Source organism: Candidatus Coxiella mudrowiae (assembly GCA_001077715.1).
Lineage (GTDB): Bacteria > Pseudomonadota > Gammaproteobacteria > Coxiellales > Coxiellaceae > Coxiella > Coxiella mudrowiae.
On record CP011126.1, the window covers coordinates 933559 to 959683 of the forward strand.

The window sequence follows — 26125 nt, forward strand, 5'->3', positions numbered from 1 at the left end:
TTGCAGGGGCTTTAGAGATAAGCCCCTGACGGAAAAATCCTAGCTATAGTGAACGTCGGCGAGCGCCATCGAAGGCTAAAACGCCCTGCTCCAAAGCTCATTATGAAGAGTCCACCGTCCACCGATGATAGAAAAGTTTTTCGTAAAATGCTGCATTTGATTAGTGGCTTCCTGAGCTTGATAGGTCCAAAAGGTATGAAAGACAAAAGTCACCGCTAAAACGAAGATTAACAATAAAAACTCAATAAAAACGCACCAAATCGATCGAACCATCCGAAAAAGACTAGTAATCCCTCCACTAAATTCAAAAATGATCGCTAAAATCAATAATATCCGAGGCGAAGAGAATCCAGCTTGAGTTATCGTTGATAATGTCCAATTATAATCCATGATTTTGGTAATGCTCGCAGCAATAAAAATGAGCGATATTATAAGACTCGTCCAATTAGGGGGGCGGCCCAAATCCGAGGAACAAAAAAACCTTTTGCCATAATATTTTCTCCTTCAAATAAATTAATTTATAGTATAGCCGGTTATCTCTCTGTTAGTACATACGCTTAGACTGATTGCCGTATGGAAAATATTTTTAAAACAGAACTTATCCGACGATCCCAAACGAATTTTGCCCGGGTAACTCAAATTACCACTCCACACGGAGTGGTAATAACGCCCGCATTTATGCCTGTATGCCTGTATGCCTGTATGCCTGTTAGCACCCATGCATTCGTAAATCACATCTGATACCTCACGATTTAACTCTCACAAACAGCCAAATTATTTTAGCTGGGAATACCCCTAGCATATGTTGGTCGCTCCTGGTTTGGAAGTTATCGAAGCAGCAGGTGGGATGCCATAAACTTATAGGTTGGAATAAACCCATGTTGATGGATAGTGGGGGATTTCAAGTTTTTAGTTTATCCAAAGGGAATATTTGTAAAATAGATGCGGAAGGAGCCCATTTTAAACACCCGCTTTCAGGAAAACCCGCTTTCAGGAAAAATTGTTCATTTGACGCCTAAATTCTCTATTGAAACTCAAAAAAAATAGGTGCCAATATTATCATGGCATTTGATGAATGTACCCCAAAAAATGGCGGCCAAGAAGCCACCTTATCTGTCTTGGAACGAACACATCGCTGGCTTATCCAATCCAAAGAAGTTTATGACCGAGTACCCTACTTCCTCCTACGGCGATCGGCAAACCCTCTTTGGTATCATTTAAGGCGCAGCCTCCGCGACTTGATAGAAAAAGTACTCAAATTCGCTATACCATTGGTGTTAGACTTTCCCCACAAGATTTAATTGATGTCGCGTCGCCCCAGGGTGCGGATATTTTCGATTTTGTGTAGCCCCACCAGAAACGCACGTCACGGTGCTCTTTATCACGGTCACTGTGTGGCTGAAAAAGACTGGGGGGGGGAATTTGTGAGCGAATTTGTGAGCGAATTTGTGAGCGAATATGAAAGTGGACGAATACAAATTAAAAAAAGTCAGTATGCGAGAGAGGAAGCACCTATTCTTGAATCTTGAAGGCTATGCTTGTTATACGTGTCAAAATTTTTCCTGAGCTTATCTGCATTACCTTTTCAAACAAAAATAAAAACCCTATGCTCAATTGGCTTGTATTCACAATACTTATGTTATGCAAGAAACTTGACATTTCTTGCATCAGTTGATTTAAGGAGTGGAGGCTTTTCCAAGTTTTCAGGTGAGAGAGTAAGAGGTAAAATTTCTTTATGAAATCGTTGTTAATCTTATTATTCATTACCTTGAGTCCTATCCTTACCTCCGAAGCAAAAGTTTATCAAATTGAAATGATTGTTTTTTACAACCGACTTCCCAAAATAACGGAATGGAAGAATAGTCGACTTCCGCCTCTCCTAATCTTAACTTTCTTAGTGCGAAACAAATTAAGCCGCTTCCTGCCTCGCAATTCCTTTTAAAAAACGAGCAAACCGAATTGAATGAAAATCTGGGGTATCACACCTTATTGCATTTAGCATGGCAAAAATCGATAATTCATTTACCTACTCATCCTATGCGTATCGAAGGCGATTGGGTTTAAGGTTTATTTTGCGCTAATGTTCAACATTATTTTAATATTTCTTTAGCTTTGCTTTTTAACCAACCAAATGGATTAGGCAATTTTTATATAAGTCAGGAACGACGTATGCGAAACAATTATTTGAATTACCTGGACTTTATCTATTACGGGGTACTACTATTACGGGGTACTAATTAAAATTATTCTTCTTACTTGAAAGTTAGTCAGGGTCATTTTTAAACTTATTCATGTTCGGGAGCTACTCGATAAATACCGGGGGCATTACGAAGATATCCTTTATAATCCATCCCGTATCCGAATACATAATGATTTCCCACTTTTAAGCTGCTAAAATCGGCAGATGCAGGACCACTAGGTAACCGAGCATCGCATTTATCTACTAAAACAGCAGAATAAATCGATTGTGCTTCTTGTTCTTTACAAAAGTTAATAATAGCACCCAAAGTGACCCCTCCATCTAAAATATCATCGACGACTACCACCGTGCGACCTTTCATTTTACAAGTAGGTTTGACTTTCCATTCCAAATTTTTACCTTTCGTATCAACGCGATAACGTGTAGCATGGATATAATCTACTTCTAAGGTAAAATCTAACCGGGGTAATAAATTTCCAAGCGGAACAATCCCCCCAACTACTACACATAAAAAAATAGGATTAGAAGAAGACAGAGCTGAGCTAATTTCTATAGCCATCGTATCCAAAGCAGCCTCCACTTCTGTCTTAGAATAAAGACAGGTAGCTTTTGCAAATACTTCACGAATATGCTCAGGTAGAATCATCGGAGCATCCCACTTTATCAGTGCTCCCTCGACCGTCGTGTCCATTATCAATTCCTCCTTTCGCTGTTTTTAAAAATACTCCTTCCGGGAGATAAACAGTTTGAGTAGGGAAAGCACACTCTGCTTCATATTGAGAAATAACATTTATAATTTCCAAAATTACTTTCTGCTGAATAACCTGAAACTTTACCCATTCCGTCGTTTTGGTGAAAGCATAGACCAACATATTCAGCGAGGAAGAGCCAAACTCAAAGAGATTCACAAACAAAGTGTGGGTAGTATCAATAGCGGGATTCTTTCGTAATCTATCCTCAATAGCTTTCACTAAATCGGGGATTTTTGCCGCGTCGGAATAACGCACGCCCACCGTAATTTTAAGGCGTCGGTTTGTCATTTGGGAAGGATTTTCAATAGCAATATTGGATAAAATGCCGTTAGGCACATAAAGCGGACGCTTATCAAACGTCCGGATGCGTGTTAAACGCCAACCGATATATTCTACCGTCCCTTCAATTTGACGATCCGGAGAGCGAATCCAATCACCCACGGAAAAAGGGCGGTCCCAATAAATCATCATCCCACCGAAAAAATTGCCCAAAGTGTCCTTGGCAGCAAAACCAATTACAGCCACTCCCACCCCACCAAATGCTAATAAAGCAGATATTTTCACACCGATAGTTTGGAGAAACATTAATAAAATGAATACGATAATGACAACACGCATCAATTGCGCCAAAGCATGTATACTGGTTTCATCGCTCATCTTACCAACGCCCTGGCGTGCTCGAGCAGTTAGGCCATCTTCTAATTGGCGAAGAAAACGCATCACAAACCAAAAAACAACGACTAGAGTGAAAATAAGGCGTGCTGAGGATGAAGCGTTTGAAAAATCCCCATTGAAGGCAAATACTTGAGCGATAGCAGAAGCAATGAAACTTAAGGCAATCATCCAAACGTAAATTTGGAGGGGTTGATGGAGCGCCTGTAAAAAGGAATACCGCCAAATACGGTTTTTTTGTTTAAAGCGAGGTAAAAGACGACAAAAAATCACCCATTCCAATAAGCTTGCTCCACTTCCTAAGGCAACCAGTAAAGCAATTTTAATGATTAAATTCTTCATATGGAATTGGATAGCTCGCCCCATCATTCGTGAGCTAAGATAGTACAACAAAACAAAGTATTTTTCGAATGGTTCTAAAAATTTCCTTACAGATCTCATTTCTATAACGGAAGAGAATGTGGGAGGAGAAGAAGGTGAGGCGTAAAGGAAGAAAATTGGGTTTAGATGTTTAATTTTGACTTAAATACGCGTAAGCGTTGCTCCAATTCCTAGTTCCGGTAATTGGAAAAGTTGTCTAAAATCGCGATAATCCCCTGAGTGGTTATTACAAATGGTTATTAAATCGCATCCTGCCTCTAGTGCTTCACCGGCTCGGTCGGAATACCCACCCATAATAGCAGCCCCTTCCATAGTGAGATCATCGCTGATAATAATTCTGGTAAATTTAAACTGTTCACGCAAGACGGTTCAAAGCCAGTATGGGTGAAACCCTTCGGGTTTATCATATCAAAAGCATGATACAACAACATATGCTGGCATAATCGCATCTAATTGGTAGCTGAGCCTCGAAAAAGGATGTATATCTACTTTCCATACCATTTTCCATACCATTTCACAATCACGGGAAAATGGGTAGGCAATGGTGAGAGTCGCTCGCTACCCACCCCGCCGTGACTGGGGAAATGTATTAGCTGGCATCTCATTGCTGTGAAGCGTCTCAAATAATGACGCTGCTGGCTAATGCCGTTACTACGGCAGGATCAGGAGACTGAAGCTTCACTCGGCAATCACTTCTCCTTTCTTCTGATCCACATCTAAAACAGGGATCAGATTAACCCCAATTCCTGCATCTTTTAATTCTTTAATAGTATTAAGTAATGGTTAATTGTCTTTGTAGCGCTGTTTTTGCTTGCTCAGGATCACTACTGTAGATTTGGCCGAAATGGCGCATATTCGGCAAATCTGTAAAACCTTCACGAAAGCGTTGAACACGCCCGCCTTCTTGGTCCACGGTAATAAACAATGAAGCATTTGTTTTTTTAATTTTAGAAGTGAGAGAACGGAGTCGGCTAGGGTCCTCATAATTACAGGAAAATAAAATCACTCCAGCGATAGCAGGATGTTCGAGTAATTCATGCTCCTCCGCAGAAAGCTCTATAATTTTCAAGATCAACAATGGCAAATGCCAAATCGTTTATTCCTTATCTTTCGCTGGCTTATTAAAAGCACCGGGGAAATTATGTACATTCCCCTTCATTGCGGGACTTTTAATCTTAGCAGAGCCTTGTTTTTCCATTTCGTCAATTCGCAAGATCATGTGCATGGGTATATAAGTTCGTTTTACTCCTTGAAATTCGGTTTTTAGCTTTTCCTCTGAGGGATCAACAACCACTGAGGAATTATCATTAAAAACCAACTCCTCCATTTCAATAAAGCCCATTAAGCTTTCTTCAGAAATATATCTAGCGTAAATTTCGTAAACTTTTTCGTCTTGACTAAAGATAACTTTATAAATTCGTTGTTTTTCTTCCATCGTAACCTCAAGATCCTTTCATCTCATTTAAATATTGAATTTCTTCAGGGATAGAATCTGGTTCCAAAACAGTGCTATCTTGAGGAAATCTCCCAAAACGACGAATGATATTGTAATGATGGTTGGCGAATTTAAAAAAGCTTTCGTAAATGATTGGGGTTTCTGGTAGTGCCAATTCGTATAACATTTGGTATCCGCGCACGAAAATCTCCTGGTAATGTAAATTTTCCGCAATGTAATAACGGAAGATAATAAAATAATAAAATACTCACTCAATGAGACTCAGTTTATAGTCTTCTTGGTGTTCGATACCATTAACGCATATGCCCAACCAAGGTATAATCATCCTGAGCGAATGCTTTAGGGGAATCTCGGTATATATGTCGTGAAAATTAATCCAAAACAATAACTAAGGCCAATTAGCCAGGAGGTATCTTTTCCTATTCCACGTATTGACCCTTGATAGCCTGTGTAAGATCGGCGGAGAACCGCTGGCTAATCTCCTGATCTACTTCAGAACTTTCACCAAACCAAACACGCGCACGATTTCCCTTGCTCGTCATTCTTTCACCTATTTTTTTGCTAGGTATACCCCATCCTCTGGAAAAAGAGCCTCGAACAATTCTATGAACAATTCTATAATATCGTGATTATCATTCGAATGCAGCCCAGCGACCCCCGGTTTGCCTATGAGAATCTCATCAGGAGAGCTATGAATGTATATGAAGCGCCTCATGGTATTATCCTCCCCGGTCTCCTAACCGATTCTTGCCCACTTCCAGGCCCGGCAACCATAAGGATCCGGGTCAGAATCCAATCGTACTCAGGATAAGGCAATTTGAGTGCCAGAGTATAATCCCTACTGTAGGGCGACGTTCCATAAAAACAGAGTACTCGCCGGATATCCCGAACCAATCTTAGCCCGAATAATATGCCCCCTTGGAGTTTTCTGGCTATCCTTAAGTTCCTACCACTCCTTTTAAGGCAGTAGGTAATTGATATTTTTTTGTTTTTTGGTCACCCTCGAAAAGGATTAACGTTTAAGTAGGTATATGAACAATTACATGTATCATTAAAAACTAAAATACGCCGCGAAGGTGCGGGGTATTCAATCTACAAATGTTTATTGACTTCTATAACGGGACTAGTCGTTATCAACATCACCATTATCGGATTGATCACTACTTTGATCAGCATTACCATTATTGTTATCTTGGTTAGTTTGCTGATTAGTGCTATCGGCATGCTGATCTTTATCGTTATCGGCAAGCAATAACTGACTTGTCATACTAGCTAATAAATTTTGCACTACAAACGCTTTAGCACCTAATGCTGGCAAAGCGATTATACTGCTTAACCTCAAATTTTGTTATAAACCGGTATCTTTCAAATAATCTACAATGCCTTCGATCAAATTTTCCCTATTGCTATCAAACCATTTTGCATAAGGCCACTGTCGAAGCCAAGTTAACTGTCGTTTAGCTAACTGACGCGTAGCAACAATCGCCTTGTACCGCATGGTTTCATAATCAGAGTCACCTTCCAAATACTGCCAGGCTTGGCGATAACCTACAGTGCGAAGCGCGGGCAAGGTAGGATTTAAATTTCGTTGATACAATTGCTTAACTTCTTCTAAAAAGTCTTCCTGCAACATTTGATCAAAACGTTTTTCAATGCGTTGGTGTAAATCTTCCCGATTGGTGGGGCTTACAATGATGTTGATAAACTGGTAAGGCAAAGCCCCTAATCGTTTTAAGTTTTGATAATTCGATAAAGGTTGTCCTGTTGTTTCATACACCTCTAACGCTCGTTGAATACGCTGAGCATCATTCTGATTAATTTGCAGGGCAGATTTTGGATCGATTTTTTTTAACTTCTCATACAAAGCTAGCCAACCTTTCTCTTCTGCTTCTTTCTTAATTTTTTTTCTAATCATGGGTTGGGCGATGGGCAAATCGGAAAAGCCATGTTCTAATGCGTGAAAATACAACATTGCCCCCCCCACTAACAAAGGGATTCGATTTTTTGCATGAATAAGTTCGATTTCTTTTAAGGCATCTTTATAAAATTGACCAGCAGAATACGGGACTTCGGGCTCACAAATATCAATCAAATGATGAGGCGTGCTTTTTAATTCCTGAAGAGTCGGTTTTGCGGTACCAATATCAAGACCACGATACGCCATCGCTGAATCCACACTGATAATTTCAAAGGGTAAAAGTTGTGTTAAGGTAATGGCGAGTTGAGTTTTACCGCTAGCTGTGGGACCCATTAAACAAACAACGTGCTTTTCCATCTTATTGTCCGCGTAAAAATAATCTATCTAATTCTTTAATCTCAAATTGCTTCCAAGTAGGCCGACCATGATTACATAACCCACCATGCATAGTTTTTTCCATATCACGCAATAAAGCTTCCATTTTTTCTAGAGTTAAACGATAAGGGGCGTGGATTGCTGCATGACAAGCTAACGAGGCCAGTGTGGCGTTAATTTTTTCTTCCATGCGTAAAGTAGCCTCATGAACAATAAGGTCCGCAAGTACATCGCGAATTAATTTTTCAATATCAGCTGCTTTGATTAAAGAAGGATGACGACGCACGATAATTTTATCGGAATCTAATAATCCAATTTCAAACTCAAGTTCTAAAAATAAATACTGATTGGCTTGATATATCGCTATTTCTTGAGGGTTCAAAGTAACATGTAGAGGAACAACCAATGATTGAGTTACTATTTCCCCCTTTTCTTTTTCCCGTTTCATTTTTTCATACAAGATGCGTTCATGCGCCGCGTGCATGTCTACGATGACTAATCCCTTTTTATTTTGAGCGAGAATATAAATTTCATGTAATTGTGCTAACGCATGACCTAAAGGATAGTCGAAAGGGGGTTCTACTAATTCACGATTAGGTGTTATTTTCTTTTTTTTATACAAAATGATGTCTTCTTTAAGTGAAAGGGGTAAATGTGGTACATGAGCTATTTGTAGATTATTCTGAATATTTACTTTTTTAACAGGAGATTGAATGCTAGTCTCAGAAAGTCCGGGTCTTATTTGAACTAATGCTTCGGATACCGCATGAATAATAAAATCTCGTACCCAGTGCCGGTCTCGAAATCGAACTTCTTGCTTCGTGGGGTGAACATTCACATCCACTAAGGAAGGATCCACTGTAAGATAAAGGATATAAGCAGGGTGTCGCCCATGAAATAAAACGTCGTGATAAGCTTGACGAACCGCGTGAGCAATTAATTTATCTCGAACAAAACGGCCATCGATGTAAATGAATTGGAGATCCGGTTGGCTCCGCGTATAGTGAGGTTCAGCAATATATCCTCGCAAGGATAGTCCTGACTGAATAAATTCGATGGAAAGAGCGGATTGTAGAAATGCATCACCGAGAATACTTTTGATGCGACTCATTCGATCGGAAGTTGTAAGGGCTGCTCGAAAATTCATTATTTCTTTTCCATTATGATGAAGAGTAAATCCGATCGAAAAATGACAAAGGGCAATCCGGTCTATTACCCGTTCGATATGCTGAAATTCGGTGGTGGGCGTTCGCAAAAATTTCCGTCGTGCCGGTATGTTATAGAAAAGATCTTGAATTTCCACTGTGGTCCCTTGTGGGTGGGCCGCGGGCATGGGTGAAGTAAGATTTTCCTCTAAGTTACTAATAAAATAGGCAAAATTTGCTTCACATTGCCTTGAGGTCAATTGCAATCGAGCTACAGCTGTAATACTAGCTAATGCCTCACCTCGGAAGCCTAAAGTAATCACGCGCTCCAAATCTTCGACATTTTTAATTTTACTTGTCGTGTACCGCTCAAGGGCTAAGGGTAAATCTTTATAATGAATTCCCCTACCATTATCCTGGACGCGAATTTGTTTTAGGCCACCTTGGAGAATATCAATTCGAATCCGGGTTGCCTCAGCATCAATACTGTTTTCAATCAACTCTTTAACCACAGAAGCAGGCCGTTCAATCACTTCTCCGGCAGAAATTTGATTGGCGGTTTGATCACTTAGTCGATGAATGCGCATAGCTAGATTAATTTAATGTGCTACTTGGGAGAAGAGCCTAACGGATTTTTGGAAAATCTGCTAGAAGGAATTGCTATTATGACAGCTAACTTCACTTACGCAGCTCATCGTCTGAGAACCTTGATGAAAATCATCCTGCATGATAGGTTTTGCCATTACATCGTCCATTCCGACATCGAAGCACCGCTTGCGATCATGAACAAAAAACATGAGCGGTCATTGCCACAATGGGAACATGTTTCCTTGGAGCCTCTTCCCGACGAATACACTGAACGGCTTCGAATCCATCCATGTCTGGCCAACCAATCTCCTCTCCAACATAATTTTAGATTTTTTTGATTAATTAAATTGTCTTCGACGACGATAACATTCATTTTAAAATTATGATCTGGTTTATGATATACAAAATTATTAACGGCTTTTTTATCTAGCAAATATGAAGTTTTTTGAGTAATTACCTCAGTTTCTTTTTTGTAAATGGAAGGGAATAATGCACATGAACTTGGAACCCATCTACATTTCATTTCATTACTTACGTTAATAGTATACCCCCTATTTTCTCAACAAGTTCCTTGATATACCGAATTTACTTGTTGGAAGCGATTAAAAATGGAAAAAAGATTAGATTTTTCAATGCCTATTTCTGTATCTTCCACTGTAAAACATACCGTTATTTTCCAAGCGCTTCTACAGAGATAACCTACGGTTAATTGCACATATAACTTTATGTAAATTTTATGGCATTAGATAATAAATTTATTAAAATTTGTTTGATTCGTTTTTTATCTCCATCAATTTTACTGGAAATATTTTATTTTATGGAATTAAATTTCTATTATAGCCCTTTTCTATAAGTATGACTAGCTAAATCCTCTTTGATCTCCATTTATCAATTCATAAAGATAACTCATAAAGATAATCTACCTACTTCCAATTTTGCAAAATCCAGCACATCGTTAAGTAACGCTAATAAATTTTGACCTGCTTAAGCGATCATATTAAGCCCTCCATATTCGCAATTCATGACTCATCATGGCTAAAAAATCAGATTTACTTTGATTAGCCTGTTCTGCCAGCTGTTTTGTCTCACGTAATTCTTTATTCAATTCACGCAGCCGTAATTTTTCTCCGCTGATATCTTTTGCCACTCCTAATATACACAATACATTAATCCATTAACTGGGATTTTGATAAAGATAAAGAGCTTGACAGCTTTTTCCAAAAATATGTTCAAAGATAGGGTTCACATACAGGTAAGTATAAAAATCAAAAGAACGAACCTAAAAAAATATCCTGACTTACCTCTGCCAAATCAAAAAAGAGCGGCCCTAATTTATTAGAGATATACCTAGGAATCCTGAGCATTGAATTATTCCATGAAATTCCTTGCTCACTAGTGATACCATTTTTCTAGTTTTTAACTCCAGATAATGGAAAAAAACATTCTCCTGGTCCAACGTGATTACCAAGCTAAATTTGCGAATAAGTTTTAGAATTTTAAAATCCAGATTCACCTATTTTTTTTGTTATTTGATTTTAGGAATTAACAAAATCTGACCTATTCGGATTTGAGTAGAATAAAGATGATTGATTCGCTTTAAAGCGGCTAAACTTACATTAAAAACGCTCAGCAATATTTAGTCAAACGGGTCTCCTTGCAAAAACCTGTAGCGCTCTTGCTGAACCCGTTGATTGAATTTGCCATTCTGCAAGCCAAGTTCCTCGTGGCGGGCTATGGACGAAATAGGTCCGAATTCCTTGCATTAAAGCAGAGGCAATACGCTGCTGATAAACTGGGTTTAAAAGTTTGTGCTCTTCATGAAAATTAGAAATAAAACCCGTTTCCACTAAAAGTGAAGGAATGTCTGGAGATTTCAATACGACGAAAGCGGCTTGTTCCACATGACCATGGTGCAACCCCCACCCCCCTACTTGGTATAAAGCATAAATAATCTCCTGTCCAATAAGCAAGCTAGCATGAATCGTAGCCGTCTGAGACAAATTGATTAAAACGGATTTGAGCAAATTATTTTTATCGCTGAGATCTACCCCGCCCATCAATTCTGATTCATTTTCATACTTAGCTAACCACCGCGCAGCTTCACTAGTTGCTCCCCGTTGAGATAACGCAAACACAGTTGCCCCATGAGCATCAGAATTTTTATAAGCATCGGCATGGATAGCAATAAACATATCGGCTCGATATTGTCGAGCGATACCTAATCGTTGGCGAAGCGTCAAATAATAATCCCCTTTCCGGGTTAAATAAGCTTTAAATCCTAGCTGCCGGTTAATATCTTGCTGTAAATACCTTGAAATTTTTAATACAATATCTTTTTCATGAGCACCTCCCAAGCCTATTCCACCTGGATCACGTCCTCCATGCCCTGGATCAATTACCACAATTACGTCGCGTGATCGATTAGGCAATGAGGAAAATTGGATCGGCGAAGGGGCTGTCTTTTGAGGGGAGTGTGCATTTTTGAAAGAAGAAACCGCCTTAACAGAAAAATTAAAATCAATTATCCACTGAGGATCTTTTCCAAGATATTCAGGTTTCAACACAAACGTTTTTATTTTTACAGAACGTTTTAAATCGAAAACAATCCGCAACTCATTTTTTTTACGGACTGCATCGCGAATTCTTTTAATAGGTGTATCTTTTAATGAAGATTGATCAAAAAGCTTAACCGCATGAACATTTGGAAAATCAAAAACTAGGCGGTCAGGATGAGATAATTGAAAATAGTGATAATAAAGCATTGGGCTAATTCGAAATATTAAACGACAACCTAGTTCTTGAGAATAAATATGTAAGGCTATGATTTCATTGTTTTTAGCAACCCCACTTAAAGGTATAAGCAAAACAATTAAAAATAGCCAATATTTTCGCATAAGCTACCTTAACAATGCTTATGCGTAGTTGGCAAGGGGTCTTTTCAGAGTGAAAACCATACATATAAGCTAATAGCCTCTCCTCTAATAATAGCCTCTCCTCTAATTTAAGATAAAGAATCAAACACTAAATTTGACAATGCGCTTTTTACCTTGAATATCAATTTTAATCCATAAGGTAGGAGAAGGAAGAAATTTTCCAGATTTTTCAGGCCATTCTATCAATAGAATAGGATTATTTTTTAAATAATCACTTAAACCTAAATTCAAATAGTCTTCAGGTTCCTCCAGCCGATACAAATCTACGTGGACGACCTCTAAGGTCGATAATCTATAAATTTCTACTAAAGAATAGCTAGGGCTTTTAACGAAGCCTTTATACCCGAGTCCCCGTAAAAATCCGCGCACTAAAGTTGTTTTCCCAGCACCCAACTCTCCTGATAAATAAATAACAGCCCCTTTTGGGTAATAATTTGCTATTTCTTCACCCAGTAAAAGCATGGCTTTCTCACTCGAAATAATTTTAGGAGTAAAAGAAATAATCAAAAGTATTTACTTCCGCTAGGAATTCACTAAAGTACGCAAATGAGGGAACAAATCCGTAGCCAATAATCCTCGCTCCCCACCTTCCTTGGCAGCACGATCTGCCGCCAGCGAGTGAATAAAGACTCCCGCCTGAGCAGCCATCATGAAGCTTAATCGTTGAGCCAACAAGCCCCCGATGACGCCACTCAAAATATCTCCCATACCACCGGTAGCCATGCCAGGATTTCCTGCAGAACAAACAGAGATCTCCTCTTCTCTTCCTTTAATTAAAGTGCCGGCTCCTTTTAAAACTACTACGCCCCGGTAACGCTGGGCCAGTTGTCGAATCGCCTTGAATCGATTGCTTTGAATTTCGTGACAAGAGACATTCAATAATCGCGAAGCCTCACCGGGATGAGGAGTTAATATCCAATCTTCTCGGTAAATAGGGCTTTCTGCCAATAAATTCAAGCTATCAGCATCAAGCACCTTGGGAGTTCTCGTAAGTAATACTTTGTTTAATAAAGCTTTTGCCCAGTCTGATTTTCCTAATCCCGGCCCAATTACTACCACAGTAGCTGATTCAAGGAGGCTCTCTAAGTCATCCGCCTCAGCTACTTGATAACACATTAATTCGGGTCGCGATCCACTTACAATCGGTACATGCTCAGGACGAGTCGCAACAGTCACTAATCCGGCTCCTACCCGAGCAGCAGCTTCAGCCGCCATACGGACTGCTCCCCCCATTCCATAATCACCGCCAATTACTAATACATGGCCATAATTACCTTTATGAGCATCACGTTCGCGTTGGAGAGGGAGCAAAGATTGTACGTAGGACCAATCCAATAATTGGGTATGGGTTTTTACCTGTGTGAATAAAGAATTAGAAAGACCCAATGAGGCTAATACGAGTTTACCACAATAAGCTGGTGCTCGAACGGTATATAATCCTTGTTTCAATCCTATAAAGTTAATGGTTAAATCGGCTTTTACAGCCGTTGCCTGTACTTCTCCCGTATCGGCGTTAACACCCGAGGGGACATCAACTGCTAGCACAGGTTCTTCGGCTTCATTAATCGCTGTTATAATTTCAGTGTAGGGTGACTGAATTTCTCCTTTTAGACCACTTCCTAAAAGGGCATCTATGATCACCCCCCCTTCGAAACAAAGTGGGGAAGGAAAAGGTTGAATCGAAATGCCTTGTTTTTCACAAGCCTGGGCTGCTTGAGCAGCAGGACCGCGATAGTCAGTAGGTTGGGCTAGAGAATAAACCGTAACCTTAAAACCTTGCTGATGCGCCAAACGGGCGATAACCAATCCGTCGCCACCATTGTTTCCCTTTCCGCAACAAACTGTAATTTCTTTAAGGGTAGGCCAATGCTTGATCAGGCTTTTAAAAGCAGCTTCCCCGGCACGAACCATGAGCTCGTAGGCATCGATACCAGATTCGGCTGCCAATTGCTCTAGTTCACGGATTTGGTGATTCTGATAGAGTGCGACCATTTATACCCCAGTAAGGTAATGCCTATTCTATAACTAATTTTCCTCTTCAACCACAAAGTCGATTTTGCGCTCATCCAGGTCTACACGAACTACAATGACCCGAAGCGGGTCACCCAGACGGTAAGTTCGGCCGCTACGCTTTCCTCGCAAGAGATGATGGATGGGGTCATGATGATAGTAATCATTCTCCAACGCCGTTATATGAACTAAACCTTCAACATAGATTTTGTCTAACTCCACAAATACACCGAATCCAGTAACATCCACAATGCGGCCATCAAACACTTGCCCCACTTTATTCAGCATATACTCACATTTCAGCCGATCTATCGCATCTCGGGTGGCTCGATCCGCTCGCCGTTCTGACATGGAGCAATGTTCACCCAAAACTATCAACTTTAGTTCATCGTAAGGGAACTTCTTCACTGATCTTTTTTGCAACCGGTGGCAAACTCCCCGGTGAACAATTAAGTCAGGATAACGTCGAATGGGAGAAGTAAAATGACAGTACCCTTCATAGGATAAACCGAAATGACCTACGTTCTCGGGAGTGTAAATGGCTTGGCGCAAGGAGCGTAACATAACGGTTTGTAGCAAATGCGCATCAGGACGTTTTTCAATTCGAAGTAATAATTTTGCATAATCCATAGAGGTTGGCTTATCACCTCCCGTTAATCGAAGTCCAAATGCCCTAAGAAATTGCTTAAGATCGTGCAATTTTTGTTCATCTGGTCCTTCATGAACTCGATATAAGGTGGGGATATTTCCTTCTTGCAAGAAATGCGAAGCCGACACATTGGCAATTAACATGCACTCTTCAATAATCCGATGCGCTTCATTACGAACCATTGGAACGATCCGTTTAATTTTACCTCTCTGATCAAATTCAATTCGAGTCTCAGTCGTATTGAATTCAATGCTCCCCCGTTTTACCCGTTGTTTTAATAATTTTTGATACAACCTATATAAATTTTTAATGTGGGGTATCATTTCTGAATTTTTAGTTTTTTCACCTCGCAATATTGCTGCCACTTGGTTGTAAGTTAATCGAGCGTGGGAATGAATAACTGCCCGATAAAATTTATAGGTTTTTATTTTCCCTTCCGAGGAAATATACATTTCGCAAACGACGGCTAATCGATCTTGGTGGGGGTGAAGCGAACAAAGATTATTTGACAGAGCTTCCGGCAACATGGGTATAACTTTTTCCGGAAAATATACCGAATTACCACGTGCTTCGGCTTCTTGATCTAAGGCACTGCCTAATTTTACGTAATGTGAAACATCAGCAATAGCTACATAAAGCACGAACTCGTTTTTTGTCCGTTCACAATAAACGGCGTCATCAAAATCCTTAGCGTCTTCCCCGTCGATAGTTACTAATGCCAGATGGCGTAAATCATTTCGTCCTGCTTTATCGTGCTCCAATACCTCAACAGATAACTGTTTTGCTTCTCGGAGTACTTCCGAAGACCATTGATAAGGAAGTTCATAGGCACGAATAGCAAGTTCTACCTCCATGCCTGGAGTTAGGTGATCACCAAGAATTTCTATTATTCGTCCTAATGCTTGTCGTCGTTTTCTCGGTTGTGCTGTTATTTCAGCAACGACGAATTGGCCAGGTTGAGCTTTGCCCTGCTGTCCGAAAGGAATTAAAATGTCCTGAGTGATTAGCTTATTATCCGGATCAACAAAAGCAATACCACCTTCTTCAAAATAGCGTCCTACAACTTGGTGAGTATTTCGCTCCAATACCTCAACAATGGCCCCCTCACGTCTTCGCTCCCCTCGATTGGTAAGGCGAACTAAAACCACATCATCCGTAAATACTATACGGATTTCTCTGGCTGGCAAAAAAATATCTCCTGAGCCATTGTCGGGAATTAAAAATCCAAAACCATCTCGATGAGCTTGAACACGCCCTCGAATTAATTCCATTTCTTGAACTAAAGCATAACTACCACATCGATTTCTGATAAGCTGGCCATCCCGAGTCATTGCCACTAAGCGTCGATGTAATCCCTCTTTTTCTCCTGATTTTTTCAACTCAAAAGCTGTTAGTAAATGTTTGAAACTAACCGGGCGATTGATTTCTTTCAAATATTGGATAATAAGTTCTCTGCTGGAAACGGGATGCTTATATAAAGACGCTTCCCGCCTATAGTATGGATCTTTTTTTCGATAGGGTTTAACCACTACCTCCCCTTTTGATTGACTTTTCGCGAGTTAGATAATAACTCATCTATACTATTATTGTAATTGCGAATGAAAGGGGAAAAGAAATGGATAAAATCCTTATGGTTAGTTGCTTCTTTGCTGCCCTGTCGGGATGTGCGGAATACAGTCACCCTCCCACCCGAAATCTACAATCCGCTCATTGCCAAGTCATTGAAAATCAATTAGTGAGGGTTTATCCCTCTCATTCGCGATTGGCGTCCTACTACTGAAAAAGCTAAATTATTGCGAGCTTATCATTCGTATGACTGTGATAAGTTCAGGAGCGAATAAATTTTCATAAGCTCAATGATTATTCGATGGTATCGGCTTTGCGCAATAGCTGATGTTTTTTTAGCAATGATGGTGAGGGTGTACACATAGTCGGTACAATTAATAAAGTAAACATTGTACCAACAACATACCGGTGGCGATTACTAGTACAATATTAAACCGGCTTACAGCACCAGAACCTGTAGCAATCAAAAGAGGAACCACTCCCCAGAACCATGTCTGCTATTGTCATGAAGATTGGACGCAATCGGATAGCAGCCGCCTTTTCAATGGTTTCTCGAATAAACAATCCTTCTTTCTCTTGCAGCTTATTAGCGAATTCCACCATTTTTGAGCAGCATCCACAATTTTCATTGCCGCCAAGTAAATATCTTTAAAGGACGAAATAGACGTAACAATAAACTGTACCGGCAGGCCCATCCCACCGCTAGGGAAAGACGCTAACGGAAAAACGGATGTTTGCAATCCGGCCAAATTATTGAGCGCGGGTTGCAAAAACTGTTGTGCTTCTTTCTGAGTTTGTTCTCATTCGTCCCATGGCTTCATAATCATTCCAGCTAATACTGTATTTATAGTTCTAAAGCCCGTTAATCACGAAATAATTCTCAAGTAAAGAAAGTTGTTTAAAATATTTGGCGTATTCATCCGAATAAGTCTCAATATAATCGATATTAGAGTATTGGGCCTTGTGGGCTTGAATAAATAAAACTCCTTGATCTTCTTCAGGGACTAGTTCTGAAGTCTGAAGTGGTATTAATATAAAAAAGAAAACAACTGGCTAAAACCCCAATAGCTAAAACAATAATTAATGGGCAATGATCCAAAACAGCTGCTAGTCACTGAGAATAAAATTTCTTCATCCGATCGAATGTCCGATCAACCCACTGAACATAACGTTGCTTTTCACTATTTGGAATTAATAATCGAGAACACGTCATTGGTGGGTGATAAGGTTAGTGCAATAATTCCGGATACAATCACATATCCTGTTAAAGTAAATGTGAATTCAGTAAAAAGAGCTCCCGTTAACCCTGTCATAAATTCAATCGAGGCATAAACTGTTGCCAGTGTTAACATCATAGAAATGATAGATAAATCAATTTCTCGGGCTCTTTAATAGCTGCATGGAAACTATCCATCCTTTCTTCAACATGTCGAAACATATTTTCAACCACAATAATTTTATCATCAACAACTAAGCCAATCACTAACACCATCGCTAATAATGTCAATAAATTAATTAATTGAATAATCTAAGAACCACACGAAAAAACAAATATCGATTAAAGAAAGTGGAATAGTGACTACAGGGAATGGTCATGGGCCGGATAGAACCTAGAAAAATAAAAATAACAACAATTACAATAATTGTAGCTTCTAGAATAGTTTTTAAAACTTTAAAAATTGAAGCTCTAATGTATTGAGTAGCGTCGTAAACTACCATGGAATGTAAAGAAAACGGATAATTTTTTTTGCAAGGTCGGGTAATATTTTTTTAACATTAGAAATTACATTTAATGGATTTGCCGTAAATGTGGTATTGATAGAAATAAACGCTGCCGTTTTGCCATTCATTAAAACTGAGGAATCATAACTTTGTGCTCCTAAATCAACATTCCCGATGTCACGTATTCGAATTAGAGTATTTTTTTCTTTTTTGATTACTAAGTTCTCAAACGATCGGACGTTTTAAACCTCGGTCTTCGCCTGAATGTAGAGCGCGTAATAAAATCACTTTTTGTTCCGCCGCTGATTGAAAATTGTTAGCTAAAAAATCATAAACTACATCTTTAGGAGTCACATTAAGAGCAGCCATGCGTTGCGTATCTAACTAAATTCGCATAGCAAAAGGTTCACCACCAAAAATCTGCACTTGGAAGACCTCTATAAGGAATTCAATGATTGCAAGCTAACTAGAGTTTCTCCTGCATTAACATAGTTGGCCAAAATTAACCTGTCAAATGCCAATTTTTCTGGAAAAAGGAGTGTGAACATTTTTTGACTGATGGCAACTAATGAATTATTAACTTGAGCTTCGGCTCGCTGTAAATTTACCAATGCTTGATCATAATCGCTTTGCAAAATTGCACCTACCTTAAATAAAGCTGCTCTTTGCCCATAAACAATTCGATTTAAGTTAAGTTGTGCTTGGTTGTTTTTCAAATTTTGGATATCCGTAGAATCATCGAGCTAAATTAAGGATTGCCCTCTTTTAACTAATTTACCGGATTCAAAATCAATTCCTATAATTGTTCCGCTCACTTCTGAGCTGACATTGACGCCGTTTATTCCTGCTAAACTACCTACCGACATTACGGCTGCCAATTTTCACGGATTGTTTTCGTCGTTGAGACGGTAACAAGCGGAGAAACATATTCCTCGGTAGCTCTTTTAATAAAATAAGTCCGCAGGGCATGAAAAACTAAAACTAAGAGTAATATCAGGATTAAAATGGAAACGACAATAACACCGACCAAGCGGTCCTGCATTTTGTCATTTTGAGATACTCCCTGTCAAAATAATCCTATGATATCATTATGCACCAAAGTTTCCTAATAAGCCCCGGGTGGCACAGTTGGATAGCACAGTCCCCTCCTAAGGGACAGGTCACAGATTCAAATCCTGTCCGGTGCACCATTGTGCACCATTATAAAAAGCGAGGTAATTATGGTCACACGAATTGAAAAGGATAGTATGGGGGAAATTGAAATTCCTGCTGATAAGTATTATGGAGCACAATCCCAGCGTTCATTAATTAATTTCGCCATCGGTCGCGAAACTATGCCACCTGAGCTTATCCGAGCCTTTGGAATTTTAAAAAAGGCGGCTGCTCTCACTAACAATGACTTGGGTAAACTCTCTTCAGAAATTTTAACTTATATTATTCAAGCGGCTGACGAAGTCATCGAAGGTAAATTGAATGACCATTTTCCACTGAAAGTATGGCAAACCGGCAGTGGCACCCAAACCAATATGAATATTAATGAGGTTATTAGCAACCGAGCTATTGAATTAGCAGGTGGAAAACTCGGAAGCAAAAATCCTATTCATCCCAATGATGACGTTAATAAATCCCAATCATCAAATGATACCTTTCCAACCGCCATGCATATTGCTTGTTCTGAAATGATTGCTCATCAACTTATACCCTCTGTAAAAACCTTACGCGATACCTTGCAAAAAAAATCTAATGCTTTCGCTCAGATTATTAAAGTAGGACGAACTCATTTACAAGACGCTGTCCCTCTTACTTTAGGCCAAGAATTTTCAGGTTATGTGGCGCAATTGGATCATAGTTTAGAAGCAATTACTAATGTTTTACCTGTTCTTTATCGATTAGCATTAGGAGGAACTGCCGTTGGTACAGGGCTAAATGCGCCACCCCAATTTGCTGAAAAAGTAGCGGAACATATTGCAAAATTGACAAAATTGTCTTTTTACTCTGCTCCCAATAAATTTGGAGCAATAGCAGCACACGATGAAATTGTGTTGGTGAGCGGGGTTTTAAAAACACTTGCTTGCTCATTAATGAAAATTGCTAATGATATTAGGTGGTTAGCCTCGGGACCTCGTTGTGGAATTGGAGAAATTTTTATTCCGGAAAATGAACCAGGCTCCTCAATCATGCCAGGAAAAGTAAACCCAACCCAATCTGAAGCTCTAACAATGGTATGTGTGCAGGTAATGGGAAACGACACAACAATTACGATTGCAGGATCTCAGGGTAATTTTGAGTTAAATGTTTTCAAACCAGTAATGGCATACAATTTAATTCAATCTATCTATTTATTGACAGATAGTTGCCGCTCTTTCAATGATCATTGCGCCATTGGTATCAAACCGCACAAGGAAAAAATTGATGCTTATCTTAGAAATTCTCTAATGCTCGTGACTGCCTTAAATCAAATTATTGGTTACGATAAAGCATCTGAAATCGTCAAGAAAGCTTATAAAGAGGGCTTCACAATTAAAGAAGCCACGTTGAAACTAAAATATTTGACAGCCGAAGAGTTTGAGAAAGCTATTAATTCTCAAAAAATGGTGGGACTTTAAAAATTTCTATAATCGATTACCGATACGGTGCCAACGGACACGGTGGTTGTGAGAATCCCAACTCATCCACACAAATAAAGCACGTCCAATAAAGGCATTGGTTGAGACAAATCCCCACGACCGGCTATCATCGCTGTCATCTCGATTATCCCCCATTACAAAATATTTACCTTTAGGTACTAGAAGGTCTTTAAAGTTTTGAGCGGGGCGATCAAGGCGACAGAGAATTAAATGCTTAATCCCATTTAGATTTTCTTCATATTCTTTAGCTTTCCAGGTTTTACCATCATCGCCAATTTCAAGTGTATCCTTGATAAATCTCTGAGAAATTTTTTTTCCGTTAATAGAGAGAACTTTGTTTTGATAACTAATATGATCGCCAGGAAGTCCAATAACACGTTTAACAAAAGTAACAGCTGGATTAACCGGCCACCGGAGTAAAGCAATTTGTCCTCTCTTAGGCTCGCCGATAGTAACAAATTTTTTATTCCATAAAGGAAAATATAATCCATAATCATATTGATTAACTAAAATTAAATCCCCCGGCATAATCGTGGGCTCTAAAGATCCCGTCGGAACTCGGTAAGGTTGGAATAATAATGAGCGAATAATTAATACAATTAATAAAATAGGGAAAAAAGAATGTACATAATCGATAATCATTGGATGTTTAGCATTTTTCTCGATAGGTATTTTTTTTACGCGATGCCATATAATATCAACTAAACAAATTATCCCAGTAAAAATAGCCAATAACGATAAAATATTGAGAAAATCAAAAACCATTTTAATTATGTTCTCTTAAATGTTAGGGACAGAATAAATAGCAATGCCTCGGAAAATATAGGAAGATACCCCCCTTTTTACGGCCCCAGGGATAGTATGACCAAACAGAGTCACGATAATTGCATTAGCCCCACCTTGTGCCGCCATTTGTTTGACATATTGTTGAATTTGCGCCTCTCCTTCCGGGGTAGCTTCTTTCGAAGAATATTCAACATTCATATAACCGAGCTGTTTATATACATACGGGACCATTACGGGATTATAAAAATTTACTTGGTCTAGAGAAGTAGGCGGGACCAGCGGAACGGTTGGCAAAAAAATACCTTGAGGAGCAAGCTTAAGTGGTGGGACCGATAAATAAACAGCAATTACTACAATTAAAGCAACCGCTACAGCAACAACACTGCGCTTGGTAGCATCTGAATCCAATGTCATCTCTCCACTTTTCAAATTTTAACGATCTACACTTTATCACGGAATCTAAAGAAAGCCAAGAATTTAGGAGTTATTATAAATTCTGTCTAATTAGTTCCTTGTAGTTCTTTGAGACTGCCTTCACCTTGTGATTGTTCAGAAATATTTATTTTAGAAATAGACGCACTACTACTTAAGTTTGATGTAAATTTAAAGATGTAAATAAAGTGGGACGAGCAGACCTTGGTCGGGAAAGATTTCGTTTATCATTATCATAAGGAATTAACAAGGTATAAACGCCGGCGAGGTTTGTGGCCCAACGGAGCATCATGGGATTTTAATTAATGAATTACCTTTGGTGAAACTCCAGCTAACCGCGTAGCTACACCGCAATCAATTTGAGAATTCATATTAAAAAGAAGAAAAATAAGGGAAGTTAGGGATATAAGGGCAACTTTATGCTATTTAGGCCACATTTCTAATAATAAACGCCAAAGCTAATAATTTTGGTACATATTCCCGAATCTCATTAGGGAGTGGTAAGTCCCAGAAATTGGTACCACAGTCCGTACGTGCGTTGTATTGTTGAGCCGCTTGGACTCCGCCAACTCCTGCATCATAGACCGCCATAGTGACCATCCAATCATGAAAGTACCCTTTAAATAGAGATAAATAATTTAAAGCAGCCCTGAGTAGCTACTACAATGTCTCGCCTGGCGTCATACCACCAATTTGATCTCGAGCCCTAAACTGGACACCGTACCCAGCATCATCTGCGATAAACCTGTAGCTCCCGCTGCTGAAATAAGAAAAGGGATCATAGCCACTTTCGAGCATCGGCAAGAGCGTAAATTCGGCAAACATATAGCGTTGTTGAGTTTGCTCATATCATATACATAGTAGTAAATATAGGGAACAGAATTGGAGAGCATTTGGTTTAAAATTTGCTTGTGACTCAAAAACCACTGGACGCGTATTATTGCTGTCTAATTGAAAATCGGCGATCAAAAAGGCCAAAGATTCGTAGTTTGGTCTGTATCGGGTTGTTAAAAGGCAATCCCTTTAAGAACCATGCCATGTAAAGCGCTATTAATTGCGTCTACTTCTTGAATGGCTTCCGTTGTAGCGGTGAGAATCGACGTAAGAATACGCGGGACATCCCGATAACACTGCACTTAGCAATGCTCAACAGTAATAAAAAGGTTATGCTAATAAGATTCCTCAATTCCCCACCCCTTTTTTTTAATCTCTTCTTAATGTACCCTAGGAAGCTTAAAGTAGTATTAACACTCCCCTTAAAGGATGAAAATTAGCTTTTTATTTTGTCGTGTACAGAGTAGAGTGCCCCAGGGCTAGAAGAAAAAGTTTCTGCGAAATCAGATTCGCCGGGATGCTCAGAAGATCCACTGATATAATTTAAAAAGCGATTACGATTCTCTGCTTGAGAAACTACACTGCCCTTAGCCTCCAGAAGCCCTAACTCTTGCATCTTTTAGCTCAGCCAATTTGCCAGACACTCGTGGTTATTTTTCCTCGCCAAATCAAGAGTAGTAGAAACCTCACGCTTCTTGCCAAATTGAGTAATTTCTGTGGTGATTAATAATTTTCGTTGTTGTGGGAACTCTGCTTGAAAGAAAAACCATTTAACAAAATCAAAATCGCACCTTCTGCAAAGAAAAAGTAGCGCCAATTACATTCTGTAAAAAATGCCATATTACAGAAATCAATATCTTGAAATTTTTTGGGTTTAATAGATGTGTACAAAGCTATAGTTTTTGGCGCATTATTTTCAACCTCTTTATAAAAAGGTTTTGGATTTTAGACCCACTGAGCGAATATCTCTTGAGGCATTATCTCCTGAAGCCATTTAACGATAGTGATGTGATCGTATTTACATGCTTTTTTAAATAGTTTTTTATAATTCCCTGCCAATTCATTTGGGTCAATCCCATTATCGGTAATCATCTCAGTATAATAAGATTTTACAGCTTCCAACCGTCCTTTTTTTACAAGCTCGAATTAGATCTTCTATAGAGAGTTTCGAGAGTAACCATTCCTTCCCAAGGAAGACACTCGTGTAAAAGAACCATTCTTCCCATGGAAAAATAGATGATCTTTCTTTTGTACTCTTTATTTCTGGAAACACCTCTTGATGAAACCAAGTCAAAATTTCCCTCCACCATCGGGGGTTACTAACTCCTCTCATAGTATCTCTATAATCATTAATAATAACTTCTAGAGACACATCCTCATTTCGACCCAATTTTAATGAGTCAGGCATTCTCTTAATTCCTTCGTGATTAATGAATTGAATATATCTAGCTATCTGTGTTCTTTTTGACAAGAAATATATAAATAATCCCTATAACTAAGTGCTCCATCTTCCTTAATAAATAATTTTTTATAATCGTTAAAAACGAACTCTTCTTTAATTATTTTTTTTATAAATCCGAAAAACTTCAGAACGGATTTCTCTTTTAAATTCCTTTTTAAATTCCTTAAGGGTAGATAAAAAATTTTTTGAATTTCTAGGATATTTTAGGGATATCATCAAAGAAATTTTTTCTATAGCCATACCGGTAAATATCTTCTCATCTAATTATAGCTCGATTATATATAAATTTAATGAATCTTATTTTATTTTTATTAAAATATTATTAAACTTACACTTTGTTAGTTACACTTTGTTAGCAAGTTAGAAAAACCTTCCGATTTTCGGGACCCTCATTCTCTCTTAACCACAAAGGAAGTATTTATTGAAATATGCTATAGTTTTGATATGGTATATCTTATGCAAGAAACAAAACAATATATCACTCGTTTAATTGAAATCGATCTCGACCATCGAGAAATAGACAAGCGTTTTAAATTCTATTCCATTCACGGACATTAGATTAAAATCAAACTAAATTTTCAGTTTACGGACCACGATCCTATTTGCTATTGCATTAATTTTAAAGAAATTAAGCGCTTCGATGGCAATGGTTAGAAGATATGCTGGATCATGGTTTTTAGGCTAATCCTCATGATACCGTTGTTATCGATGCTTCCCATAAAACATCTAGTAAACTCTATTTAATGCCTTTAAATGGCACAGGTAAGTTGTATTGTAATCCAACAACCGAAACTTTCCCGGGAAATCTTTCTAGCTATCCAGGTTTTGTTTAGTGATTTCCCTCATCTTAAAATCTTTTATATCTGATTTTATGAAACGCCCAATTACCAGCTTGATACTTACAAAAAAGTATTTCCGAAGAAGAAAGAAAAAATTTTTTAGATTATCATTATCAAGAGATTAAAAGATATTCTAAAGAAAAAGGGAAATTAGAATACGATATTAGAAAATTGAAAGGAAATAAAAATCGTGGACAAGTCAATAAAAAACATACTTAGAGAAACACTCATTAACTTATAAAATTAATGAGCAATTAAACTTTTTACAAGAAAAAAACAATTTTAACTGAGTAAATAAAAATATCTCTGATCACGTAGGTGAGGATTTAGAAATAGCGGAAGCGTCACTTAAAAAAAAATGTTTTCGATTATCCTTAAAATTTTTCTTATTGACACCAAAAATGATTACAACGTCATTGATACACCAAAACGAATATCTAAAAATGTATATCCATGAAATACTGTATGGACGCTATAAACCACAACCCAAAGCCTATCGTTTTCCTAACATCAATCCTAAAAATGATATCCATATGATTGGACTAAGTAAGAGTTCGCAGTTTAGGTGCTCACCATTTTCTTCCGATCGAAGGAAATTTATGGTGCAGTGTTATATATGGGGGTAAACTATTAAGCTTATCTAAATTCAAGCGTATCGTAGATTTGGTAATGGTAAAACCTCAAATTCAAGAAGAAGCCATTGAGGCGAAATAGCTGATGTTTTAAAGCAAAGCAATTAATTCAGACAAAAGGCGTAGGAATTTATATGATGGCGCAT

Annotated in this window: 30 protein-coding genes and 3 pseudogenes; 6 read left to right on the forward strand and 27 right to left on the reverse strand. The window is 38.6% G+C overall.

Going from position 1 to position 26125, the window contains the following annotated elements:
• Positions 1–75: 75 nt before the first annotated feature.
• Complete coding sequence (locus CleRt_RS04485) at positions 76–390, reverse strand: DoxX family protein (RefSeq protein ID WP_200899547.1); 315 nt, start codon at positions 388–390, stop codon at positions 76–78.
• A gap of 386 nt (positions 391–776) precedes the next feature.
• Between CleRt_RS04485 and CleRt_RS14080 the strand changes: the two are divergent.
• Both CleRt_RS14080 and CleRt_RS13265 read left to right on the forward strand, forming a co-directional pair.
• Positions 777–1301, forward strand: a pseudogene (locus CleRt_RS14080) (tRNA-guanine transglycosylase).
• 3 nt (positions 1302–1304) lie between these two features.
• Positions 1305–1529 (forward strand): hypothetical protein, encoded by a 225-nt coding sequence (locus CleRt_RS13265; RefSeq protein WP_082160429.1) that lies wholly within the window; start codon positions 1305–1307, stop codon positions 1527–1529.
• 756 nt (positions 1530–2285) lie between these two features.
• On the opposite strand, the gene CleRt_RS04500 is transcribed toward CleRt_RS13265, so the two are convergent.
• The 10 genes from CleRt_RS04500 to mutL all read right to left on the reverse strand — a co-directional run bounded on the left by CleRt_RS04500 (position 2286) and on the right by mutL (position 9486).
• Positions 2286–2846: a hypoxanthine-guanine phosphoribosyltransferase gene (locus CleRt_RS04500; RefSeq protein WP_048875250.1), complete on the reverse strand. Its 561-nt coding sequence runs from the start codon at positions 2844–2846 to the stop codon at positions 2286–2288.
• Positions 2833–3966, reverse strand: coding sequence for a mechanosensitive ion channel family protein (locus tag CleRt_RS04505; protein ID WP_157870951.1), 1134 nt, complete (start codon positions 3964–3966; stop codon positions 2833–2835). Before CleRt_RS04505 ends, CleRt_RS04500 begins: the two co-directional genes overlap by 14 nt.
• Positions 3967–4146: 180 nt before the next feature.
• Positions 4147–4368 carry a glycoside hydrolase family 3 N-terminal domain-containing protein gene (locus CleRt_RS11860; RefSeq protein ID WP_235378839.1) on the reverse strand — a complete coding sequence of 74 codons (222 nt, stop codon included), beginning with the start codon at positions 4366–4368 and terminating at the stop codon, positions 4147–4149.
• 409 nt (positions 4369–4777) lie between these two features.
• Positions 4778–5089, reverse strand: coding sequence for a glycoside hydrolase family 3 N-terminal domain-containing protein (locus CleRt_RS11865; protein ID WP_235378840.1), 312 nt, complete (start codon positions 5087–5089; stop codon positions 4778–4780).
• Between the two features lie 12 nt (positions 5090–5101).
• Entirely contained in the window at positions 5102–5440 is a 339-nt protein-coding gene (locus CleRt_RS04515; RefSeq protein ID WP_048875251.1) for a DUF1820 family protein, read from the reverse strand.
• Between the two features lie 7 nt (positions 5441–5447).
• Positions 5448–5642 (reverse strand): DUF924 family protein, encoded by a 195-nt coding sequence (locus CleRt_RS13270; protein ID WP_306686592.1) that lies wholly within the window; start codon positions 5640–5642, stop codon positions 5448–5450.
• Between the two features lie 238 nt (positions 5643–5880).
• A complete protein-coding gene (locus tag CleRt_RS13275; protein ID WP_306686593.1) occupies positions 5881–6003 on the reverse strand; it encodes a hypothetical protein in 123 nt (40 codons plus the stop codon).
• 581 nt (positions 6004–6584) lie between these two features.
• A complete protein-coding gene (locus tag CleRt_RS04530) occupies positions 6585–6779 on the reverse strand; it encodes a hypothetical protein (RefSeq protein WP_157870839.1) in 195 nt (64 codons plus the stop codon).
• A gap of 30 nt (positions 6780–6809) precedes the next feature.
• The gene (miaA, locus tag CleRt_RS04535) at positions 6810–7712 is read right to left on the reverse strand and encodes a tRNA (adenosine(37)-N6)-dimethylallyltransferase MiaA (RefSeq protein ID WP_306686828.1); all 903 of its coding nucleotides are present in this window, start codon (positions 7710–7712) and stop codon (positions 6810–6812) included.
• A gap of 25 nt (positions 7713–7737) precedes the next feature.
• Positions 7738–9486 carry a DNA mismatch repair endonuclease MutL gene (gene mutL, locus CleRt_RS04540; RefSeq protein WP_048875254.1) on the reverse strand — a complete coding sequence of 583 codons (1749 nt, stop codon included), beginning with the start codon at positions 9484–9486 and terminating at the stop codon, positions 7738–7740.
• Between the two features lie 15 nt (positions 9487–9501).
• On the opposite strand from mutL, the gene CleRt_RS04545 reads away from it, so the two are divergent.
• A complete protein-coding gene (locus tag CleRt_RS04545; protein ID WP_048875255.1) occupies positions 9502–9825 on the forward strand; it encodes a hypothetical protein in 324 nt (107 codons plus the stop codon).
• A 659-nt stretch (positions 9826–10484) separates the two neighbouring features.
• Here CleRt_RS04545 and CleRt_RS10070 read toward each other — a convergent pair.
• The 5 genes from CleRt_RS10070 to rnr form a co-directional block, all read right to left on the reverse strand.
• Positions 10485–10649: a hypothetical protein gene (locus CleRt_RS10070; RefSeq protein WP_157870840.1), complete on the reverse strand. Its 165-nt coding sequence runs from the start codon at positions 10647–10649 to the stop codon at positions 10485–10487.
• 478 nt (positions 10650–11127) lie between these two features.
• Positions 11128–12381: an N-acetylmuramoyl-L-alanine amidase gene (locus tag CleRt_RS04550; protein ID WP_082160430.1), complete on the reverse strand. Its 1254-nt coding sequence runs from the start codon at positions 12379–12381 to the stop codon at positions 11128–11130.
• A 120-nt stretch (positions 12382–12501) separates the two neighbouring features.
• Complete coding sequence (tsaE, locus tag CleRt_RS04555) at positions 12502–12927, reverse strand: tRNA (adenosine(37)-N6)-threonylcarbamoyltransferase complex ATPase subunit type 1 TsaE (RefSeq protein WP_235378842.1); 426 nt, start codon at positions 12925–12927, stop codon at positions 12502–12504.
• Between the two features lie 15 nt (positions 12928–12942).
• Positions 12943–14412 carry an NAD(P)H-hydrate dehydratase gene (locus tag CleRt_RS04560; RefSeq protein WP_048875256.1) on the reverse strand — a complete coding sequence of 490 codons (1470 nt, stop codon included), beginning with the start codon at positions 14410–14412 and terminating at the stop codon, positions 12943–12945.
• A gap of 33 nt (positions 14413–14445) precedes the next feature.
• Positions 14446–16608, reverse strand: coding sequence for a ribonuclease R (gene rnr / locus CleRt_RS04565; RefSeq protein ID WP_048875257.1), 2163 nt, complete (start codon positions 16606–16608; stop codon positions 14446–14448).
• Between the two features lie 86 nt (positions 16609–16694).
• Here rnr and CleRt_RS09090 point away from each other — a divergent pair, with 86 nt between their 5' ends.
• Positions 16695–16859 carry a hypothetical protein gene (locus CleRt_RS09090; protein ID WP_235378843.1) on the forward strand — a complete coding sequence of 55 codons (165 nt, stop codon included), beginning with the start codon at positions 16695–16697 and terminating at the stop codon, positions 16857–16859.
• 80 nt (positions 16860–16939) lie between these two features.
• Here CleRt_RS09090 and CleRt_RS14510 read toward each other — a convergent pair.
• The 8 genes and pseudogenes from CleRt_RS14510 to CleRt_RS11880 all read right to left on the reverse strand — a co-directional run.
• A pseudogene (locus CleRt_RS14510) lies at positions 16940–17248 on the reverse strand (efflux RND transporter permease subunit); the annotation flags it as partial.
• Positions 17249–17826: 578 nt separating this feature from the next.
• A complete protein-coding gene (locus CleRt_RS13285; RefSeq protein WP_306686595.1) occupies positions 17827–18000 on the reverse strand; it encodes a hypothetical protein in 174 nt (57 codons plus the stop codon).
• The gene (locus tag CleRt_RS13290; protein ID WP_306686829.1) at positions 17997–18137 is read right to left on the reverse strand and encodes an efflux RND transporter permease subunit; all 141 of its coding nucleotides are present in this window, start codon (positions 18135–18137) and stop codon (positions 17997–17999) included. The genes CleRt_RS13285 and CleRt_RS13290 overlap by 4 nt, the downstream gene beginning before the upstream one ends.
• A gap of 23 nt (positions 18138–18160) precedes the next feature.
• Entirely contained in the window at positions 18161–18364 is a 204-nt protein-coding gene (locus tag CleRt_RS13295; protein WP_442778086.1) for an efflux RND transporter permease subunit, read from the reverse strand.
• Positions 18358–18582 carry an efflux RND transporter permease subunit gene (locus CleRt_RS11870; protein ID WP_306686834.1) on the reverse strand — a complete coding sequence of 75 codons (225 nt, stop codon included), beginning with the start codon at positions 18580–18582 and terminating at the stop codon, positions 18358–18360. Before CleRt_RS11870 ends, CleRt_RS13295 begins: the two co-directional genes overlap by 7 nt.
• Positions 18583–18592: 10 nt before the next feature.
• Complete coding sequence (locus CleRt_RS11875) at positions 18593–18736, reverse strand: hypothetical protein (protein ID WP_235378844.1); 144 nt, start codon at positions 18734–18736, stop codon at positions 18593–18595.
• A 68-nt stretch (positions 18737–18804) separates the two neighbouring features.
• The gene (locus CleRt_RS08365; RefSeq protein ID WP_053097887.1) at positions 18805–19083 is read right to left on the reverse strand and encodes an HlyD family secretion protein; all 279 of its coding nucleotides are present in this window, start codon (positions 19081–19083) and stop codon (positions 18805–18807) included.
• A 27-nt stretch (positions 19084–19110) separates the two neighbouring features.
• Positions 19111–19233: an HlyD family secretion protein gene (locus CleRt_RS11880; RefSeq protein WP_235378846.1), complete on the reverse strand. Its 123-nt coding sequence runs from the start codon at positions 19231–19233 to the stop codon at positions 19111–19113.
• 354 nt (positions 19234–19587) lie between these two features.
• On the opposite strand from CleRt_RS11880, the gene fumC reads away from it, so the two are divergent.
• The gene (gene fumC, locus CleRt_RS04585; protein WP_048875259.1) at positions 19588–20973 is read left to right on the forward strand and encodes a class II fumarate hydratase; all 1386 of its coding nucleotides are present in this window, start codon (positions 19588–19590) and stop codon (positions 20971–20973) included.
• Between the two features lie 6 nt (positions 20974–20979).
• On the opposite strand, the gene lepB is transcribed toward fumC, so the two are convergent.
• The 3 genes from lepB to CleRt_RS10085 form a co-directional block, all read right to left on the reverse strand.
• Entirely contained in the window at positions 20980–21759 is a 780-nt protein-coding gene (lepB, locus tag CleRt_RS04590; RefSeq protein ID WP_048875260.1) for a signal peptidase I, read from the reverse strand.
• Between the two features lie 15 nt (positions 21760–21774).
• Entirely contained in the window at positions 21775–22194 is a 420-nt protein-coding gene (locus CleRt_RS04595) for a hypothetical protein (protein ID WP_048875261.1), read from the reverse strand.
• A 444-nt stretch (positions 22195–22638) separates the two neighbouring features.
• Positions 22639–22812 (reverse strand): hypothetical protein, encoded by a 174-nt coding sequence (locus CleRt_RS10085; RefSeq protein WP_157870841.1) that lies wholly within the window; start codon positions 22810–22812, stop codon positions 22639–22641.
• A 3093-nt stretch (positions 22813–25905) separates the two neighbouring features.
• Here CleRt_RS10085 and CleRt_RS14090 point away from each other — a divergent pair.
• A pseudogene (locus CleRt_RS14090) lies at positions 25906–26061 on the forward strand (GTP cyclohydrolase I); the annotation flags it as partial.
• Positions 26062–26125: the final 64 nt, after the last annotated feature.

What these genes read in the sequence shown, in the direction of transcription:
- CleRt_RS04485 (WP_200899547.1), bottom strand. Translation starts at nt 390, where the DNA reads ATGGATTATAATTGGACATTATCAACGATAACTCAAGCTGGATTCTCT.
- CleRt_RS13265 (WP_082160429.1), top strand. Translation starts at nt 1,305, where the DNA reads ATGTCGCGTCGCCCCAGGGTGCGGATATTTTCGATTTTGTGTAGCCCC.
- CleRt_RS04500 (WP_048875250.1), bottom strand. Translation starts at nt 2,846, where the DNA reads ATGATTCTACCTGAGCATATTCGTGAAGTATTTGCAAAAGCTACCTGT.
- CleRt_RS04505 (WP_157870951.1), bottom strand. Translation starts at nt 3,966, where the DNA reads ATGAAGAATTTAATCATTAAAATTGCTTTACTGGTTGCCTTAGGAAGT.
- CleRt_RS04515 (WP_048875251.1), bottom strand. Translation starts at nt 5,440, where the DNA reads ATGGAAGAAAAACAACGAATTTATAAAGTTATCTTTAGTCAAGACGAA.
- CleRt_RS13275 (WP_306686593.1), bottom strand. Translation starts at nt 6,003, where the DNA reads ATGACGAGCAAGGGAAATCGTGCGCGTGTTTGGTTTGGTGAAAGTTCT.
- miaA (WP_306686828.1), bottom strand. Translation starts at nt 7,712, where the DNA reads ATGGGTCCCACAGCTAGCGGTAAAACTCAACTCGCCATTACCTTAACA.
- mutL (WP_048875254.1), bottom strand. Translation starts at nt 9,486, where the DNA reads ATGCGCATTCATCGACTAAGTGATCAAACCGCCAATCAAATTTCTGCC.
- CleRt_RS04545 (WP_048875255.1), top strand. Translation starts at nt 9,502, where the DNA reads ATGTGCTACTTGGGAGAAGAGCCTAACGGATTTTTGGAAAATCTGCTA.
- CleRt_RS04550 (WP_082160430.1), bottom strand. Translation starts at nt 12,381, where the DNA reads ATGCGAAAATATTGGCTATTTTTAATTGTTTTGCTTATACCTTTAAGT.
- CleRt_RS04560 (WP_048875256.1), bottom strand. Translation starts at nt 14,412, where the DNA reads ATGGTCGCACTCTATCAGAATCACCAAATCCGTGAACTAGAGCAATTG.
- CleRt_RS09090 (WP_235378843.1), top strand. Translation starts at nt 16,695, where the DNA reads ATGGATAAAATCCTTATGGTTAGTTGCTTCTTTGCTGCCCTGTCGGGA.
- CleRt_RS13285 (WP_306686595.1), bottom strand. Translation starts at nt 18,000, where the DNA reads ATGATGTTAACACTGGCAACAGTTTATGCCTCGATTGAATTTATGACA.
- CleRt_RS13290 (WP_306686829.1), bottom strand. Translation starts at nt 18,137, where the DNA reads ATGGTGTTAGTGATTGGCTTAGTTGTTGATGATAAAATTATTGTGGTT.
- CleRt_RS13295 (WP_442778086.1), bottom strand. Translation starts at nt 18,364, where the DNA reads ATGGTAGTTTACGACGCTACTCAATACATTAGAGCTTCAATTTTTAAA.
- CleRt_RS11875 (WP_235378844.1), bottom strand. Translation starts at nt 18,736, where the DNA reads ATGGCTGCTCTTAATGTGACTCCTAAAGATGTAGTTTATGATTTTTTA.
- CleRt_RS11880 (WP_235378846.1), bottom strand. Translation starts at nt 19,233, where the DNA reads ATGTCGGTAGGTAGTTTAGCAGGAATAAACGGCGTCAATGTCAGCTCA.
- fumC (WP_048875259.1), top strand. Translation starts at nt 19,588, where the DNA reads ATGGTCACACGAATTGAAAAGGATAGTATGGGGGAAATTGAAATTCCT.
- lepB (WP_048875260.1), bottom strand. Translation starts at nt 21,759, where the DNA reads ATGGTTTTTGATTTTCTCAATATTTTATCGTTATTGGCTATTTTTACT.
- CleRt_RS04595 (WP_048875261.1), bottom strand. Translation starts at nt 22,194, where the DNA reads ATGACATTGGATTCAGATGCTACCAAGCGCAGTGTTGTTGCTGTAGCG.
- CleRt_RS10085 (WP_157870841.1), bottom strand. Translation starts at nt 22,812, where the DNA reads ATGGTCACTATGGCGGTCTATGATGCAGGAGTTGGCGGAGTCCAAGCG.